Origin of the sequence: Celeribacter neptunius (genome assembly GCF_900113955.1) — a bacterium.
Taxonomy (GTDB): domain Bacteria; phylum Pseudomonadota; class Alphaproteobacteria; order Rhodobacterales; family Rhodobacteraceae; genus Celeribacter; species Celeribacter neptunius.
The window spans coordinates 47,600-64,527 of record NZ_FORH01000010.1; the positions used below are offsets into that span (position 1 = coordinate 47,600).

The 16,928-nt window shown below is 60.4% G+C and carries 16 protein-coding genes; 6 read left to right on the forward strand and 10 right to left on the reverse strand.

The window, feature by feature from the left end; translation table 11 throughout:
* Positions 1-42: 42 nt before the first annotated feature.
* From BM151_RS21725 to BM151_RS19965, 7 genes are all read right to left on the reverse strand, one after another.
* A complete protein-coding gene (locus tag BM151_RS21725; RefSeq protein ID WP_009574204.1) occupies positions 43-207 on the reverse strand; it encodes a hypothetical protein in 165 nt (54 codons plus the stop codon).
* 387 nt (positions 208-594) lie between these two features.
* The gene (locus BM151_RS19940) at positions 595-1,068 is read right to left on the reverse strand and encodes a hypothetical protein (protein ID WP_009574205.1); all 474 of its coding nucleotides are present in this window, start codon (positions 1,066-1,068) and stop codon (positions 595-597) included.
* Positions 1,069-1,167: 99 nt separating this feature from the next.
* Positions 1,168-3,336, reverse strand: coding sequence for a ParB/RepB/Spo0J family partition protein (locus tag BM151_RS19945; protein WP_009574206.1), 2,169 nt, complete (start codon positions 3,334-3,336; stop codon positions 1,168-1,170).
* 106 nt (positions 3,337-3,442) lie between these two features.
* Positions 3,443-4,528, reverse strand: a complete 1,086-nt coding sequence (gene repC / locus BM151_RS19950) for a plasmid replication protein RepC (protein ID WP_233545060.1) — start codon at positions 4,526-4,528, stop codon at positions 3,443-3,445.
* A gap of 210 nt (positions 4,529-4,738) precedes the next feature.
* A complete protein-coding gene (gene repB / locus BM151_RS19955) occupies positions 4,739-5,707 on the reverse strand; it encodes a plasmid partitioning protein RepB (RefSeq protein WP_226562387.1) in 969 nt (322 codons plus the stop codon).
* Complete coding sequence (gene repA / locus BM151_RS19960) at positions 5,707-6,906, reverse strand: plasmid partitioning protein RepA (protein WP_009574209.1); 1,200 nt, start codon at positions 6,904-6,906, stop codon at positions 5,707-5,709. The genes repB and repA overlap by 1 nt, the downstream gene beginning before the upstream one ends.
* A gap of 366 nt (positions 6,907-7,272) precedes the next feature.
* Positions 7,273-8,154, reverse strand: a complete 882-nt coding sequence (locus BM151_RS19965) for a recombinase family protein (RefSeq protein WP_009574210.1) — start codon at positions 8,152-8,154, stop codon at positions 7,273-7,275.
* 226 nt (positions 8,155-8,380) lie between these two features.
* Between BM151_RS19965 and BM151_RS19970 the strand changes: the two genes are divergently transcribed.
* Positions 8,381-9,460, forward strand: coding sequence for a hypothetical protein (locus tag BM151_RS19970; protein WP_009503863.1), 1,080 nt, complete (start codon positions 8,381-8,383; stop codon positions 9,458-9,460).
* 327 nt (positions 9,461-9,787) lie between these two features.
* On the opposite strand, the gene BM151_RS19975 is transcribed toward BM151_RS19970, so the two are convergent.
* Both BM151_RS19975 and BM151_RS19980 read right to left on the reverse strand, forming a co-directional pair.
* Positions 9,788-10,969, reverse strand: coding sequence for a ZIP family metal transporter (locus BM151_RS19975; RefSeq protein WP_054540797.1), 1,182 nt, complete (start codon positions 10,967-10,969; stop codon positions 9,788-9,790).
* Positions 10,966-12,174, reverse strand: coding sequence for a multicopper oxidase domain-containing protein (locus BM151_RS19980; RefSeq protein ID WP_223870724.1), 1,209 nt, complete (start codon positions 12,172-12,174; stop codon positions 10,966-10,968). Before BM151_RS19980 ends, BM151_RS19975 begins: the two co-directional genes overlap by 4 nt.
* A gap of 116 nt (positions 12,175-12,290) precedes the next feature.
* On the opposite strand from BM151_RS19980, the gene mntR reads away from it, so the two are divergent.
* Entirely contained in the window at positions 12,291-12,743 is a 453-nt protein-coding gene (mntR, locus tag BM151_RS19985; protein WP_054540798.1) for a manganese-binding transcriptional regulator MntR, read from the forward strand.
* Here mntR and BM151_RS21730 read toward each other — a convergent pair.
* Entirely contained in the window at positions 12,738-13,187 is a 450-nt protein-coding gene (locus BM151_RS21730) for a hypothetical protein (protein WP_176441066.1), read from the reverse strand. The two genes, mntR and BM151_RS21730, sit on opposite strands and share 6 nt — an antisense overlap.
* Positions 13,188-13,348: 161 nt before the next feature.
* On the opposite strand from BM151_RS21730, the gene BM151_RS19995 reads away from it, so the two are divergent.
* From BM151_RS19995 to BM151_RS20010, 4 genes are read left to right on the forward strand one after another with little or no spacing between them, the layout of a single operon-like run.
* Positions 13,349-14,794: a multicopper oxidase family protein gene (locus tag BM151_RS19995; RefSeq protein ID WP_054540800.1), complete on the forward strand. Its 1,446-nt coding sequence runs from the start codon at positions 13,349-13,351 to the stop codon at positions 14,792-14,794.
* Between the two features lie 17 nt (positions 14,795-14,811).
* The gene (locus tag BM151_RS20000; RefSeq protein WP_223870725.1) at positions 14,812-15,741 is read left to right on the forward strand and encodes a WD40/YVTN/BNR-like repeat-containing protein; all 930 of its coding nucleotides are present in this window, start codon (positions 14,812-14,814) and stop codon (positions 15,739-15,741) included.
* Entirely contained in the window at positions 15,741-16,235 is a 495-nt protein-coding gene (locus BM151_RS20005; protein ID WP_028095379.1) for a DUF411 domain-containing protein, read from the forward strand. The genes BM151_RS20000 and BM151_RS20005 overlap by 1 nt, the downstream gene beginning before the upstream one ends.
* Entirely contained in the window at positions 16,228-16,749 is a 522-nt protein-coding gene (locus tag BM151_RS20010) for a c-type cytochrome (RefSeq protein ID WP_138578426.1), read from the forward strand. The genes BM151_RS20005 and BM151_RS20010 overlap by 8 nt, the downstream gene beginning before the upstream one ends.
* The last annotated feature ends 179 nt before the right edge of the window (positions 16,750-16,928 follow it).

Genomic DNA, 16,928 nt, shown 5'->3' on the forward strand with positions numbered 1-16,928 from the left:
CTTGCTCCGAACCCGAGCCGTCTGAAACGTGAGGCCGAAGCCTCACCCGAAAGGATCGTATTCCGAGACGATCACGACCTCGTCGCCGTCGATCTCATCGGCGGGGACAGCGCCATAGGTTCCATCCCCGGCCTGGAAGACGACGATCGAAACCATGAGCGTGGCGGCGAGGGAGGCGGCGAAGGCGTGAGCATCTTTGCGGGACATCTGTTTGGCTCCTGTCTTGGAGGCGGGGGACCATCCCCCGCGCGACAGGACCTCGCAGGCCCGAAGACTGGCTGACATCACCGGGTGCGTTCGGCTCGTCCGAATCCACCCGGCGGCACGGGTTCGCCCGTAGTCCGCCCCCTCGCGGGTTGATCTCGAAGACAGGATTCGGGGCAAGGAAGGGAATGGCGAGCGGGGGATGGTGCGACCGCTGACTGGAGCCGTATGTTCCACTGATGTCATCGCTGCCAGCCTCCCGGCAGACATTTGGTACCAGATCTAGTTCCGTGTTGGATTGGAACCTATGGTGCCCCGCGATCTCGCGGGACAGGGTCGTGATGGGTGAGAGGCCCGCGCTTTGGCGGGCCCCTTGGGTTCTACGTAGGCTCAGGCGGCAAGCTCCGCGCCCCCTGCCCTAGCAGCGCCTTCTTCGCCGACAATCTCCAGCCGCGCATTGCGATAGCCTTCTTTGGCGATCCAGAGCTCGGCAGCCGTGACAGACTCGGCCAGGTGGAGCAGCTCCGTGCAACCGCCGAAATCCAAAAGGACGCGAACCTGCCCGGGCTGTGGTTCCTCAGCGACCTCGAAGGTCAAGGCGCTGTCAGCCGAATGCGTTCGCATGATCGTCACGAGAATGACCCCGTCCGAAGAGAAATTCCCCTCGTGCAGCGTGAACGACGCCGGCGCAGTCCAGGTCGGATAGGGTCGCGGTGGCTCCTTCTTGACAAGACGGCCGACGCCGTTCGAGCGCTCCCAGGCCGCGAGCTTCTTTGTGAACCGCGCGGGCGGTTTCGGACTGTTGTCGGTGTAGCGAATGAGCGCCCCCAGGGGCGCGGTGTCGAGAATGGTCGTTGCAGACATGATTCCTCATCCTGAATGCGTGATTTTTCATTCATCTAGTTGATATTGTTGAGATTTATGAGATTGAGGGCGGGTTTTCCCGCCCTCGGATGACTCAGATCACTCCGCAGCCATCATCGACGCATCATCACCCGGCAGGTCAGCGGTGAGGAAGGCGGGAAGGTCGACATCCTCGGTCTGGTCGATGTCGGAAACGGGTTCAGACGCCCCCTGCCCTTCTGCACCGTCCAGTACCGCCGGATCGTGACGGCGAAGAACCTCCGGCAACCAGCCGCTGTCTTTCAGCAGACGCTCGGCTTCAGTCGCCATCTCGCCCTTCTTCAGGTGATCGAGGAGTTGGGCAGTGCCTTCCCCTTTCGCCTCGCGCACGGCCTCGAGGATCCGGGCCTTGGGCACGCGGTTCAGGTAGGTATCGGCAGTCGGCTCCCAACCTGCCTCGACCATGTCGAGTTCGACCGCCTGTGCAACCAAGTCGGACTGAGTCATCCGCTTGGTCAAACCGCTGGCGGTGATACCGGCACCATAGGGGTTCACCTTCTCGTGGAGCGCGTTGATCCCGAAGCTGAGGCAATGCGCGAGCAGCGACAGCCGGCTCCCTTGATCAAGGGAGGTCAGGAAGTCCCAGAGCGCGGCATCGTCGCCGAGCGGCAACTCGGCCTCCCACTCCGCGTGGCGATCGTCCACCAGCTTGGCCACCACGCTGTCTTTCAGATCGCTCGCCTGCGCGGACATGTAGACGTGACGTACCGAGACCTCGAGGCAGCTGCCGACCGAACTGGACGTCCGGAAGGTATCATTGACGAGCCTCAGGAGCAGAAGCGTCAACGCGACGTCAGGGGAGCGACCGACAGCTTCGCGCAGTGCCAATGTCCGGTGCGCCGTCAGCTCCATGACCAGCCGCTCAGGCAAGGGCTTCAAGGCACCGTCGTCCTCGTCTTCGGGCACGTTCGCGCCGAGGGCTTGACCGGCAGCAGTGATCACCGTGCCATTGCCGATACCATCTACGCTGTTCGGCGCTGAAAGCTCAGCGCGCTGCCCGTCTGCCGCCAGTTCACCGCTGTGGACATTGGCGTCTTCCCGAGGCTCATCCTCAGGCCGCACGAAGCCCCGATAAACTGCAAGCTCGCCATAGCGGTCAAGCGTCACAAACGCCCCTGCCCGTGCGATCTCCTCCGCGTCGAAAATCAGCGGCCGGGCATCGAGTTTCTCCATCGCGACTTCCAACTCGCCAAGACGCGCGTCGATCTCTTCGGGGAATTCATCCTGGCCCTCGTATTCCTCCTCGAGCGCCCGGTACTCGGCAAGCAGCTTGGCATGGGCCGCGCCTTCGTCATCTGTCATCGGCGCCGGGTCTCCGCTCAGCCGCCGCAAACCGTGGCTATAGCCATAGGGCAGGTCGAGCGAGACCTCGATCCATTTCCAACCTTCGGTCGCAATCGCTTCGGCTTCAGCCTGAAGCTTCTCGCTGACCAGACGATCGAGCAGGGCAGGGTTTTCCAGCCAGCCGCCGTCATCGCCCTGAAAGAGGTCATGCAACATGGTGCCACCAGCCGTCTCGTACGCCTCGACGCCGACAAAGACAGCACGACGGTCAGAGGCCCGCACCGAGGTTTCTGTCAACATGCGCCGGATCTGATAGGGCTCTTTATTCCAGGACGAACGAATTGCCTCCCAGACCTGAACTTGGCGCTCGTGATCCGGATTGACCGTAAAGGCCATCAGCTGCTCCAGCGTCATCTCGTCCTCGGCATAGAGCTCGAGCAGGGCAGGGGCCACGGCGGCGAGTTTCAGGCGCTGTTTGACCACCTGCGGCGTGACGAAGAAAGCGGCCGCGATCTCTTCATCGCCTTGACCCTTCTCCCGCAAAGCAACGAAGGCGCGGAACTGATCGAGCGGATGCAGGGCTGCGCGCTGCATGTTCTCAGCGAGCGAGTCGTCTTCGGCGAGGATCGCGGAAGTGGCATCCCGTACGATGCAGGGAATGGGCGTCGTCTTGGCCAGACGCTTCTGCTTCACGAGGATAGACAGGGCCTGGAAGCGCCGACCACCAGCGGGGATTTCGAACTTGCCGGTCTCGGATCCATCATCCGCCAGAACGGGCCGAACGCTCAGGCTCTGCAGCAACCCGCGGCGGGCGATGTCTTCGGCCAGTTCCTCAACCGAGATGCCAGCCTTGATGCGCCGGACGTTGGACTGGCTCAGAACGAGTTTGTCGAAGGGGATATCCCGGGACGGGGACAGGGTGACTTTCTGGGTAGATTTCGCCATCAGATATTCTCCACGACGGGCGCCGGAAGCCACTCTCCCGATCTCACTTCCCGTCAACCCTTTCACAGCCCATCTCTACCTCTCAACATGTCCACCGCGGTGGACATCACGCAGTAGCTGCCCCAGAACGAGAAAGCCTCTCCAACAACACTGATGGGTTGAAGTCAGTTTCTCTGCGACCGAGCGTGATGCTGTGGAAATACGCTCCGAAGTCTCGGATGCGGTTGCTCATCTGGAGAATTATGAAGATGGCGCACGATGCTTTTTGAGAGCCTATCTTTCTAGCAGCCTTTTCGAAGGTGCTTTCGTGGATTCCCATCATTGGAGCGAGCGTTCTGGCGTGGCTTTCGACATCGTGCCAGTTTCTAAGTGAGTTCGTCGCGAACGATGTAGCTTGATCACAAACGGTTGTGAGTGTTTGCAGGGGAAGTGTTTCGCTGTCGGTCCCGCTTTCTAAATCTTTTTGTTCTTTTTTAGACTTAGAATGGTGGCGGACAGTTTGCCCGTCATTGGCGGGCAGTTTCATTGTTTCTGGTGCGTCCACCGCGGTGGACATCTGTTTGCATTGAGCTTCCAGTTCGCCGAGCAAAGCACGATACTCCGTGATCGAGAGCTTCCTCCGAAGAACTCGGCGTACCTGATGAGTGAGTTCGTTCTCGGGGTCAGCTTCGTCGATCTGCGCAAGTTTGGTTAGGATTTGCTTTCGCAAAAACACGCGATCCCGACGAGCGTTTTCCATCGCTTGGGCTGTTGCAAGTAGTTCGCCGGCACGCGCGAGCAACGGAGCCAGCGACAAGCCATAGCTAATGGACTGACCTTCGGACGACTTCACTCGGTATCTTTTGCGATTTGGGCTGTCGTGGCGCTTCATAAAACCGAGTTCAACAAAGCGATCGATGTGCCTACGGAGGGTTCGTTCATCGATCCCGCCAACTCGACGGCAGATCTCGTCGTTGGAAGCGAAGACTGTGTCGCCATGCCCAGGCTTGAGAAAGCTCAGCATCGCTTGGAGCGTTTGAACATGTCCTGGACGGAGACCGAACAGGCAGCGACTATCTCTGAGCGCGCGGAAGACTGCCCAGATGTCGGTTTCAGGTGTGGTCGTGGGGGGGGTGCCCTTGCCGACGCCAAAGGTCTGAACGGAAAGCTTTGTGAATGCCATGTTTGTTGAACGACGACCGTTGCGGCCCACAACTTCCCCGGCTCTTCTCGCTGTTTTTGGCGAGAAAAGGCAACAAAAAGACGTCCACCGAATCGGTGACTCTTGACCGGCATGTCGGAGATTGCTACATCACAGGTGCAAATCAGATGATGAGGGCTCTCCGGGGGAAACCTTGGGGGGCTCTTTTCTTTTCGGTCTTCGCCTTTCTCCTCTGCTCGTGTTTTTGGTTATGACCGGGGATCAGCTCCCCGAGCCTCTCTCATTCTGCCATTGTTCAAAAAGCTGTCGCAGCGTGGTTTCCGCGCGCTCTTCGAGCCATTGGCCGAATTCCGGGTTGTCCTTGCGGGTGATCTTGATAGCGATCGACTTGCCATCGACTGAAAGTGTGCCGACAGGGCTACCACTATTGTCCTTTACCACGGTCGTTTGGCCACGGGCGCTTTGGTTGGCTGCGCCACGCGCCTTGCTGGAGCAAGCAACATAGACGGCTTGAAACTTGTCCGTGCTTGGAGTGGTGTCAGGCAGAGAGGCAAGTGTCTCAAGCGCAATGTCGACAAGCGGAACCTTCTCTGAAAGTGCAGCAAGATCACCCCATTGGCGTCGACCTACGCCATGAGCCGGGCCGATAAGCCGGACAAGTTCGTCAGGCAGCTGCTCGATGACTACACGATGGTTCGACACACCTTGCCGGGTGAGGCCTAGGGCGTCCTGAATGACGCCAGGCTTGTAACCGGCCTCCTGCATCTCTTTGATAAAAAGAGATTTTTCAATGAAGGACGGATCCAGCCGCAGGTTGTTTTCCTGACCTTGCGCGATCAGAGAAGCATCATCATCGAGCGTTCGAACGATCGCTTTGACGGTTCCACCAACTCTTCGAATGGCTGCAAGTCTACGACGCCCGTAGATGATGCGGTATCGATCCGGTTGGTCAGAGGGGCGAACCATGATCGGCACTTGCTGACCATGCTTGCGAATGCTTTCGGCGAGATCTTCAATGCTACTATCTTCCAGGATCAGGCGATCCCGGAGACCATCCATATCGATCCGGTCGGGTTCGATATCTCGGATTGAGTTGGCAGTGATTTCCCGGAGAGAATCCCGCAATCCGCCAACCGAGCCAGGTAGCTTCGAGGATTTGACCGGGGCAGGGGAGGAGGCTGCCGACTCTTTCTCGTCTTTCGGTGGCTGGTTGAAGATATTTCGAGCCATCAGCGACGCCCCCATGCCATTTGGATTGTCTGCTCCAGCTCATCGGCAACGCTGTTCACGCTGGTCAAAGCCCGATCAATGGTCTTCCGAATGAGCTGGCTCGGGTCTACCTCATAGATGGTTTGCTGAGTCATGCCGGCGTCAGAAATGGCTGTCGACTTCAGCATCGGTTCAGTCATGACTTGGCCCGCAAGGATTGAACGCAGGTACCCGGCCATTTGCGTTTGTGGTCCGTCCGACGGCTCGTAGCGTGTGATCAGGAACTTTACGAAGTCCCAAGTGACATGTCGTCCAATCGCCTCTTCGACGGCTTTGACCGTTTCCGAAGCGAGTTTGAGGAACTGGCTCATCGAAGCGATGTCGAGCATGCCGGGGACGACCGTCACAAGTAAGCCCGTGGACGCTGCCAATGCTGTCAATGTCAGGAAGCCCAACTGCGGAGGGCAATCAATCAGCACGATGTCATAGTCTGAGTCGACTTCCTCTAGCGCCAGAGCAAGACGCTCTGCAAAAATCGGCTGAACCCTACGCGCAAGGGCATTCGCTGTCTCGGTTTCGTACTCGGACAACATCAAGCCAGCCGGGACCATGTCGAGCTTGTGGAAGTATGTTTTCTGGATGACCTCCGAGAGCGGAACTTGATCATCGTATCTCAATGCGTCGTAGATTGTGCCGCCTTCGGCAAATTCGAGCTCAGGCCGGTAGCCGAAAAATGTCGTCAAACTGGCTTGTGGGTCGAGGTCCAGCACAAGCACGCGGTAGCCACGCAGGGCATACCTGTGTGCCAAATGGATCGTCGCTGTTGTCTTCGAGCTACCGCCTTTGAAATTCACGACCGAAATGACCTGAAGACGGTCGCCGTCTCGGCGGCCAGGTCTGTACGCGTCAGCATTTTTGCCTGTCCGCGCCAAAATGTTGCGGAGGTCGTCAACTTCTTCGGCCGTGTAGAACCTATGACCGCGACCGTCAGTGTGAACTTCTGGGAAGCTGCCATCTTTGTGGCGGTTGCGCAGGTTCGACGTACTAACGCGCAGCAACTCGGCGACCTCGGTCGAGCTGAAGCGGCGCAAGGACTTGCGTTCTTCTGGCTCGAACGCAACTTTCATCTGCCGGTCAAGCGACTCAGCAAGACTGTCTGCGAATGCTCCGATGTCGGAAGAGCCTATACCTTGCGTGTAGCCCGTATTTCGATCATCCATGTTCTGCCGCCTCTCATGGCCTTTGCTAAGGCTCTTTGTCGTTCTGACGGTCGAAGCCGCGTCTGACGCGTTTTGCCGTCAGAATGGAGATGCCACGAACATCTGTGTCCGGCAAGAAGAATCTAGATGTAGTGGAAAAGTTATCCACAGCACCAATTTGGTCGCGCGGGGCTTGCGACAGATAACGCATTGATTAACAACGATAAAGACCGTTTCTGGCGAAGCCGATACCCTTCGAGATATTTTCTGCTCGCGCGAACTAACCCCAAGGCTTTGTTGGATATTTACGTGGCTTTCGTCCAATTGAGGTGATGATTCTGGAAGATTTGGGCCGAGCGAACAGAGTGGTTTGCCGACCATTGGCGCCTACAAAAGGCCGAGACGCTCTGCCCGCTCCAGCAGCATTCTGACTGAGGAAGGCTGCCAGCTGGTACGACCGCGAGGGGTGCGCTCACGCATGGATTCCAGTCGGTCGCAGATTGCCTGCAAGGTGATCTCGGGGTCAGCACCTTTGATCGCAGCGACTATCGCAGGCAGGCGATCGTCAGTTTCGCGTCGTCCGGCGCGGCCAAGAACTTCATCAGGCAGAAAGCCGTCGCGCACATATGCCTTCACGGCGCGGAGCAGGCGGCTTTGGGTCCAATGGCGATCTGGGGGCAGGGGGCCATTGATAATCCGGAGGACGTCTTCCCAAGCCATATCGGGGCGCAAGCGGCGCACATGGGGCACCCAATCCTGCGCTGTCTCGTTCAAGCGCTCCATGTAGCCGTCCTGTCGAGCCACCCGCACCTTGCGCAGCGCTTCAGGGTCCTTGGCGCGAAGACCTGGGTTGCCGCCTACGCGGCCCTTTGAGTGTGCCGAGGCAAGTCCGGCTTTGGTACGCTCGCGGATCAGAGCGCGTTCGAACTCAGCCGCAGCGCCCAGAACCTGCAACGTGAACTTGCCCTGGGGCGAGGCAGTATCGATCGGGTCCTGGAGCGAGCGGAAGAACGCCCCCTTGCCTTCCAGTCTTTCGATCACCTCAAGTAGGTGCGACAAAGACCGCGCAAGCCGGTCGATCCGCACGACGACCAGCGTGTCGCCCTTGACAATCCGCTCCAGCACACGTGCAAGCACGGGCCGCGCGCGATTGCCGCCCGAGGCGTGCTCTTCAAAGATCTCGGCGCATCCCGCAGACTGCAGTGCCTCAGACTGGGGCAGGGGGGTCTGATCCTCGGTGGAGACGCGCGCATAGCCAATCAGCGGCATGAAACTGGGCCGTTTGCAATTTTATGTACCACCAATAAACGACCGTTTGTAAACAGAGGCAAGGGCGCTCTTTGTGGTGCTGCAAATCAAAAACCCCTTGGTTTTCATATGCTGAGCGCGATCAGAGAGATATCGCAGACCACCGCGCGCGCGTGCTATATAGGGTGTGCAGGCGCACCCTAACAAAACACTTTGGTAAAATGCAAAAGCGCCATATTTTGCACATATGAAGCCTCAAGTACCTACGCAGTATAGTAAATTGGACGATCCTCTAGTTGATGCGGAGGGGATTGAAGAGACGTCCGAGGACGACCTGTGGTTCCTGCCCGGTCCAATAGAAGTGGAGCCGGATTATCTGCCGCCCAGACCGAGGGCAGAGCTGCCTGAAACCGCAGTCCTCGACGATTGGCGGAAGGCAGAGGCAGGTAATGCCGCCCGTCTTGCCCGTGTGGCTAGCCGGATTGGCGCGCTGGATGACCGTCTGCACCGTGGCCCGGAAGGCTGGCGGCTCAGGCTCGCCCTGATCGAGGCGGCAGACCTCAGCTGGTTTGTGGGTGACCGAATTGGCCCGGATCGGCTGGCGCTTTGGATATCCATGCGCTTGTCCGGGGTGCAGGACGACACCGCAGCGCTCGCGCGTGTCGGATGGGCGGTGCGCCGTCTGACAGGCGGTCCCGGTCCAGAGGTGGACTTATCCGCTTTCCTCGATCGCCGTGACCCTGAAAACATGGCCAATGAAGCCGAGCCCTTTGCGGATCGCGCGGTCGGTTGGCTTGACCTGATGGCGCAAGCCGCCCACCTGCATTCGATTACACGCGCCTGCATGGGGTTTCACCTCTGGAACCTTGCGGGCCTCGGGCAACAGGACGACCGGATGGAAGCGGCGGTTACCGCCGCACGCATTGCCGCGAGCGAAGGCCCGAATTTGAATGGGGGGGCCATCTTTGCGCCTCTGGCTATGCGCGGGGCAGGGGGGCTGCGCGCCAGTGGCCCACCTGCCGAGCGCTTGCAGCGTTGGCTCGAGGGAATGGAAACAGCATGCCTGACCGCGATGCGGCACCTCGACGATATCCAGGCATGGTCAGCGCGGGCGGACAACATGATGGCACCGCTCTCTGGCAAGACACCACCTGCATTGCGCGCGGTGCTGACCGAATGGCCCGTCGTCTCCGCTCCAATGGCCGAGACCCTGACCGGTGCCAGCCGCGCCGCCGTCCAGCGCAACCTTGCTTGGATGGAAGCGCAAGGTCTAATCCGCGAGGTGACCGAACAGGTGCGTTTCCGCATGTGGCGGGCGATGCCATGAAACACCTCTAAAGAAGCACTCGTTTTGGTGCGTAACATTTGTTGATAGTTCAACGGAGGACCAGAATCGTGACAGACCAAAAATATGAGACAGTCGATTTCGACGTGCGGCTCAGAAATAGTAGTCAGATGGATTTGCGGTGTTTTCACCTATCTGTGGGATCCTCTAGTCGCTCTAGCCTCAAATTCTTTATTTCGAAATCACGAAAGAATAAGTCTCTTGGGCGCAAAAACTGGGGCACGAAAATTGCGATCTACCCGTGGACAGACGGGGTCAGTTTATAGAGCTGGGCGACCGCCCCATGAAGCCGAAACAGCCGATCACCGCTCAGATCTTGATCAATGCCGCCGTCGCGTACATGAAGGCGATGCCGCCCAGAAACCCGACCAGTACGGCTGGTGACATCAGCGCCGCCTGCCTGTCGGCGTTTTGACGTACAAGGTAGGCGCTGACCTCGACCATGACTTGCAGGATCGCACCCGCTCCGACGGCGAGTGCCAGTGCCGACCATTGCGGCGCATAGGCAAGGCTGCCCGCCCACATTCCGAGGATGGCCGGGCCACCGGCGAGCAGGGTCAGAGCGGCAAACGTCCAAAGCGTTGGCCGGGCACGAAGCATCGGGGCGGCGATGCCTATGCCCTCGGTGACATTGTGCAAGGCAAAGCCTAGGACGAGGAAAGTTCCAAGCCCCGCCGACCCGGCGGCGAATGCGCCGCCGATTGCCAGCCCTTCGCCGAAGTTGTGAAGCCCGATCCCGAGGGCAATGTAGAACGCAAGCGCGATGCCTTCCGGATTGCCGCGCCAGCGCCCGATAGCCATCAATAGAAGAAAGCTTGTAAGCGCCGCCAGCCAGACCATGGCAGAACCTTGGAATATCGCCGCCGCATCGCCGGACAACTCCACCGCTTCCGCAGTCATGTCGATCAGCAGGAAGGCCAGCAACCCAACCGTCAGTGCGAGCAGAAAGTTCATCCCGCTTCGCCCGACGCCCTTCATCGCCGGAAAGAACATGAGACCAAGCGCAACCGGCAATAGGCCGACGATCGCTCCGATCACTGCCTGCAGCCGGAGTTGCCCCCAGGTGGCGCTTGGCGTCGAGACGGCGACCCCGATCTCATGCCCGAAGGTCGCGCCCGTGTTGGTCAGCAGGTTGACGCGATGGGCCTCGCCGAGAACCCACGGATAGGGAATTCGCAACCAGACCGCTTCGCCGCGGGCAATCGGCCCCGCGGGCTCCTGCGTGAAGGTCCAGTAGGCGTCGTCCACTGCGACCTGCGCGACCACCATTGCTTCCGATCCGCCGGCGCGCACACTGAGCGAAATCCCCGACCCATCGAGGATCGTCCGTTCGACGGTCAACGCCTCGACCGGGGGCGCGCCATTGTTGAAGCCGCGCAGCGGATCGAGCGAGGCAATCCACACGAAAGCCCCCAGCATGACGGCCAGCGGCACGAGGACGAGAAGCAGGCGGGTCATTGGCGGGCGGCTGCGTTGGATATGATCGGTCATGCTCCGGCCTCTCGCACGTCGAAAAAGCCCATCCAGCCAAGTTCGGTGAACTCGGCCTGGTGCGCATGGAACATATACATCCCGTCCTCGTGATCGGCGAAGCTGAACTCGAGGATGCCGCGCTGCGCCTGACACTGCATGATCACATCGACCGTGCGCAGGGTCGGCGTGAGCTGGGTGCCGGTGTCGTAATAGTCGAAGAAATTCCCATGCAGGTGGAACGAGTTGATCGGATCGAACTCGGTCGCGTTCATGAGGTAGATGCGCACCGGGCGCGACTTGTCGATCCGGATCGGCGCGTTCATGTAAGCTTGGCCGACCGTGTTTACGGCATAGACCTCGTTCTCACCATCGAAATTGGTGTCAAAGCCGTTCATCACCATCGCCAGTTCCTGCCATTCGGCGTTTTCCGGGCTGCCCAGCACACGCGACGCCGCAACGGCCGCAAATTCGGGGTGGCGCGCCGGATCCGGATCGACCACGAAAAGGCCGTACATGCCCTTGTGCATGTGCCGTTTCAGTGGCAGGGCATGGCAATGGTAGAGGTGGCAGCCGAAGGGCTTGGCATCGAATTCGTAAACGAACTCCTCGCCCGGATCGATCAGCCCGGCGCCTTGAACACCGTCCATGCGCGCTGAATGAATGCCGTGAAAGTGCATGGAATGGGGATGTGAACCAAGGTTGCGAAAGACGATCCGTAGCCGTTCGCCCTCCTTCGCTCGCAGGGCGGGGCCGGGAACGCGGCCATCGAACGTCCAGGCGGGGAAGAACACGCCGGGAGCGATCTCGATTTCCATGTCGATGGCGTCCACCTCGAACGTTCGCAACGTGCGCCCATCCGGCAGAACTTCGGTGCGACCGGTCTCCCAGTCGGTCAGCATGGCCGTCGGGTCGAACCCGTTCCGGGCGTGGTCGACCTGGCCGACCATCGTCATGTTACCATGCGCCATGCCACTGTCATGGGCCGAATACGGATCGACCGCCCCGCCGGGCATAGCATGCCCCGCCATCGGGTCGGGCGTTGCCTGGGATTGCGCGCGGCTCGCGGCCACGGCCGCTCCGCCGGCAGCCACCAGACCGCCGACCAACAACGCGCGTCGCGACGCCGAAACTGGCTCCGTGACGACGCCAGGTGGCGCTGTGGGCAGCGATGTCTCCACGGCGGACGACACCTCGCGCCCTCGCTTGCTGGTATCGACAGGCATGGACGTTGTCCCTTCAGATGACACGCAGGCCAAAGTCCCGGCGCAAAAAGTTAGCATAGGCTAATAATCATCGCTCAGGCTTTACGAGTCAATCCTGATCGTGCGAGGGTGACGGCATGATTGATGATGAGAACCTTGAATCAACCGAGGCAGAGGCACGTGCGGTCGAATCCCGCGCCGAGGCCTTCATCGGTGTGCGCGAGGCGCGGCGCAGCGAGGTGGCGGAAGACTATGTCGAATTGATCGCTGAGTTGATCCACGAGAACGGCGAAGCCCGACCGGTCGATATTTCGGCCCGGATGGGCGTGACCGCGCCGACGGTCGCCAAAACCCTTGGCCGTCTGGCGCGGGACGGCCTGATCACTCGCGCGAAATACCGTTCGGTCTTTCTGACCGAGGAAGGCCGGGCGCTTGCCAAGGAATGCAGGCACCGCCACGAGATCGTCTTGCGCTTTCTCCTGAGCCTCGGGCTAGACCCCGAGACGGCTGAACGCGATGCCGAAGGGATCGAGCATCATGTGAGCGAGCGCACGCTTGCCCTGTTCGCGGCGTTTGCCCAGCGGTCATAGGCAGGTGGTTGCCGCTGCAACAAGTCGGTTGGCCGAGGATTTGAACGAGCCAATCTTTGGATGTTCCAAGAAACGTGATTTTGTGCCGCTGGCATTCGGATCGCGCGGGTAGTAGATCAAGATCATGAGACGTTGGGCGCGCCTTATCTGCATTCTCTCGCTGGTGGCTTTTGCCATCGGCGCGGTCGCGCAGTCTGCGGGCTCAATTGCCATGGCCTCGTCAATGGTCTCCACGGACAGCGGCATGATGGCGATGGACGATTGCGACGCCTGCGGCAGCTTGGAAGACGGTAAGATGGGTTCCGTCTGTGATTTTGTGTGCAATGCCGCGGGAATGGCCGCTCTTCTTTCGATTCCGGCTGGCACCAGCCCGATCGCTGCCGCCGCGGCCCATGAAATCCGGCCAATGGACGTTCCGCACGGAATATCTGGCCCCCCGGCCAAACAACCTCCTCGAGTCTACCTCTGATCTGACACACGGCGCTTGATTGCGCTTCGTGTGTTTCTCCGTGCCGGACGCCCCCAAATGGGCGTTTGCGCGGGGCCATGAACGTCGCTGAGCAATTGCTTTGGCGGCGTACAGTGAAATCAGAGAGTGTTTATCCATGTCCTACCAAATCAGTTCCCGTTTCAGTCGCCGATCTTTTCTTGCAACATCCTTGGCGGGTTTCGGCGCCGCGGCTTTCGGAAAGCCTCTGCGCGCCGAGCCGCAAATCCGCAGCTTTTCGCTGCGCCCCGCGCCGGGACAGGCAAGGCTGGTCCCAGAACCTTATCCCGCAACCCCCGTTTGGGGCTTCAACGGTCAGGTTCCCGGCCCGGAGCTACGGGTTCGGCAAGGCGATCGGCTGCGCATCGTCGTCACAAACGGTCTGGACGAGGAAACCACCGTCCATTGGCACGGACTTCGTCTGCCGAACGCGATGGACGGGGTTCCACACCTGACGCAGAAGCCGATCGCACCCGGAGAAACCTTCACCTACGAGTTCGACGCGATCGATGCCGGGACCTTTTGGTATCACCCCCACCAGCGCAGTTTCGAGCAGGTCGGACGTGGGCTGGCCGGACCACTCATCATCGACGAATCCAACCCGCCGCGGGTCGACCGCGATGTCACCTGGCTGCTTGACGACTGGCGGCTGACGCGGGACGCGGCGATTGCGGATGACTTCGGCGCAGCCATGGACATGAGCCATGCGGGCCGTCTGGGCAATACTGTCACGATAAATGGGCGTGTTCCCGATGTCTTCGTGGTGCGGCAAGGCGAACGCATCCGGTTGCGGCTGATCAATGCCGCCAACGCCCGCATCTTCGCGCTCGACTTCGGCGACCTTTCCGCGCGCATCATTGCGCTCGACGGCCAGCCGATCACCCCGCACGCCGCGCCTGACGGTGTCGTGGTTCTGGGCCCGGCGATGCGTGCCGACATAATGCTCGATTGCCCTGCCGACCCGGGAACCACGCTTCAAATCGTCGACCGCGCCTATCGCGATAATGAATTTAACCTGCTGGATGTCGTCTTTGACGAAACGCCCCTGCGTGCCACGCCGCCGGAATGGGAAATTGCCCTTCCAGCCAATCCACTGATCGAACCTGATCTGAACGCAGCCCGTCGTCACGAAATCCTGTTCACCGGGGGCATGATGGGCGCCATGGTCGAGCGCCAGATGGGCCCGAGCCAGTCCGGCAGCATGATGGGCGGAATGATGGGTGGCGTTGTGGGTGGCGGCATGTGGTTCGTCAATGGCGTCGCGGCCGAAGGGCACATGCTCGATCCCTTCCTGACATTGGAGCGCGACGCGAGCCATATCCTCCAAATGACGAACGCCACTGCCTTCGACCATCCGATCCACCTGCACGGCCACTCCTTCCGCGTCATCAGCCGCGATGGCGTGCCGACCGAATTCCGTGAATGGCAGGACACCGTGCTGATCGCGCCGCGCGAGCAGGTCGAAATCGCCCTGGTCGCCGACAATCCCGGAGACTGGATGTTCCATTGCCACATCCTTGAGCACCAGGCGGCCGGGATGATGGGCGTGATCCGCGTCGCATGAGCAGAGGAGCATGCAGATTGAAGTCGATTGAGATTGGATGTCGGCCAAACCGGCGCAAGGTACTCACCGCGGCACTCAGTATCGGCGTCGCTTCGATGTTGCCGGGGTTCGCACTCGCGGCGAGCGATGGTGATCCAGCGGCACTTGCCTTTGATGGCGATACCATTCTGCTGGCGAGAGGAGGGCTGTTCGTCAGTGACGATGACGGCCGGACTTGGACCGCGGCAGAGACACCGGGGAACGTGCTGTCGCTGGCGACCCATCGCGACCGGCCCGGCCGTGTGGTTGCGGGGCTCGCCGTGGGCGGTGTCAGCACTTCCGAAGATGGGGGCGCTTCGTGGCGCGTCAGCGACGCTGGGCTGCCTGACGGAGAGATCAATGCCGTTGCCATCGCCTCGCGGAACTCGGACATGATCTATGCCTCGGTTCGCGGCGACGGATTGTGGAAGAGCGAGGACGCCGGCGCAACCTGGTCGCTCGCCATGGACCGCCCCTGGCTCGACGACGCAGAGCGCGAACCTCTTGCTCTGGCTTCGGTCGAGCTTGAAACCGGCATGGGCGGGATCTGGATCTATGCGGGCACCGAGGTTGGCCTTGCGCGGGTGCCCGATTGCTTTTGTCGCTGGCAGGACGTGCAGCCAGGCAACGCGATGGACGCATTGGTTGCGGGTGAAGCCCCACCGTCCGAAGCGCCATTGCCAGGCGGTCAACCGATCCTGTCGCTGGCCAGTGCCCCCTCGGCGCCGGAAGTGATGTATGCCGCTCTGCGTTCGGGCCTCTGGGCATCGCAGGACGGCGGAGTCATCTGGCAAAAGCGGGCCAGCAAAGCTGCGACCGCTGTTGCGGTTCATCCAAGAGACGAGACCTACATCGCTGCCCTGTTGGGCGGCATCTTGAAATTCAGCCGTGACGGCGGCGCAACCTGGATCGAAACAGGAGAACTATGATGGAGAAAATGATGCAGAGAAGAAACGCGCTTGGTCTGATTGGCAGCGGCATTGTCGGAATGGTGGGCCTGACCACATCGGCTTGGGCGCAAGCGACAGGCGATGTGGCGCCCGGTCTGACGGGCAGCGAAAGGCAGATCACCATCTGGCGCGATCCGGGCTGCGGCTGCTGTGATGCCTATGGGGATTATCTCGAAGAACACGGCTTTACCGTAACGCGTGTGGATGACCGCGACTTCGACAAACGCTCGGTCGAAGTCGGTGTGCCCGCCCAGGGCATCGGCTGCCACTTGGCCGAAATCGACGGCTACTATGTCAGCGGTCTCGTCCCCGTCGACATCATCGAGCGGCTGCTGGAAACCCGTCCGGCGATAACGGGTATCACCTTGCCGGGAATGCCCGCGAATGCACCCGGGATGGCTGCGGTCAAGTCAGGCACGCTAAGGACCTACGCCTTTGGCCCGGAAGGAATCTCAATCTATGCCGATGAATAAGGGGCCGAAAAACCGACTGGCGAAGGGTACGGTCAGGCGGTCAGTGCACCTCGCTGCCCTAGTGTCCACGCTCGCGACCACCGGCGTTGTGGTGCTGGCCCAATCGGAACCGGTGGACCCGCGTGTCGAGGGACTGACGTTCTTGGGAGAGCCCGTGCTTGCATCCGAGGTCACGGCAGGGCAACAGCTTTATGCGGACAACTGCGCCAGTTGCCATGGTGCGAACCTTGAAGGCCAGCCCGATTGGCGTCGTCGTCTTGACACCGGAAGAATGCCGGCCCCGCCGCATGATGACACAGGCCACACCTGGCACCATTCAGACCGCATGCTTTTTCAGATCACTAAAGGCGGGGTCGGTGCCGTCGTGCCGGGATACGAGAGCGACATGCCGGCCTTCGGAGAGGATCTGACAGACGCAGAGATCGAGGCGATCCTCGTCTACATCAAGAGCACCTGGCCTGAGCGACAACGTGAGTTCCAAGCCGAAGTTTCGGCCAATGACACGGGCGGGTGAAGTTCGACAGGGTGTCAGGATAGTATCTTTCGACCAAAGCCGATCCACCGGGGGACCAATTCGGCAAATCTGTCCTACTCCGCCCCCCGACTCCCGCTTTACCACGCTAATTCGGACCTGACCTGGTTGGCCGTTAACCCGACCGCAAGGCAAGCATGTGCTACCAGGGTCGCGTGCAT

What these genes read in the sequence shown, in the direction of transcription:
- BM151_RS21725 (WP_009574204.1), bottom strand. Translation starts at nt 207, where the DNA reads ATGTCCCGCAAAGATGCTCACGCCTTCGCCGCCTCCCTCGCCGCCACG.
- BM151_RS19940 (WP_009574205.1), bottom strand. Translation starts at nt 1,068, where the DNA reads ATGTCTGCAACGACCATTCTCGACACCGCGCCCCTGGGGGCGCTCATT.
- BM151_RS19945 (WP_009574206.1), bottom strand. Translation starts at nt 3,336, where the DNA reads ATGGCGAAATCTACCCAGAAAGTCACCCTGTCCCCGTCCCGGGATATC.
- repB (WP_226562387.1), bottom strand. Translation starts at nt 5,707, where the DNA reads ATGGCTCGAAATATCTTCAACCAGCCACCGAAAGACGAGAAAGAGTCG.
- repA (WP_009574209.1), bottom strand. Translation starts at nt 6,906, where the DNA reads ATGGATGATCGAAATACGGGCTACACGCAAGGTATAGGCTCTTCCGAC.
- BM151_RS19965 (WP_009574210.1), bottom strand. Translation starts at nt 8,154, where the DNA reads ATGCCGCTGATTGGCTATGCGCGCGTCTCCACCGAGGATCAGACCCCC.
- BM151_RS19970 (WP_009503863.1), top strand. Translation starts at nt 8,381, where the DNA reads ATGAAGCCTCAAGTACCTACGCAGTATAGTAAATTGGACGATCCTCTA.
- BM151_RS19975 (WP_054540797.1), bottom strand. Translation starts at nt 10,969, where the DNA reads ATGACCGATCATATCCAACGCAGCCGCCCGCCAATGACCCGCCTGCTT.
- BM151_RS19980 (WP_223870724.1), bottom strand. Translation starts at nt 12,174, where the DNA reads ATGCCTGTCGATACCAGCAAGCGAGGGCGCGAGGTGTCGTCCGCCGTG.
- mntR (WP_054540798.1), top strand. Translation starts at nt 12,291, where the DNA reads ATGATTGATGATGAGAACCTTGAATCAACCGAGGCAGAGGCACGTGCG.
- BM151_RS19995 (WP_054540800.1), top strand. Translation starts at nt 13,349, where the DNA reads ATGTCCTACCAAATCAGTTCCCGTTTCAGTCGCCGATCTTTTCTTGCA.
- BM151_RS20005 (WP_028095379.1), top strand. Translation starts at nt 15,741, where the DNA reads ATGGAGAAAATGATGCAGAGAAGAAACGCGCTTGGTCTGATTGGCAGC.
- BM151_RS20010 (WP_138578426.1), top strand. Translation starts at nt 16,228, where the DNA reads ATGAATAAGGGGCCGAAAAACCGACTGGCGAAGGGTACGGTCAGGCGG.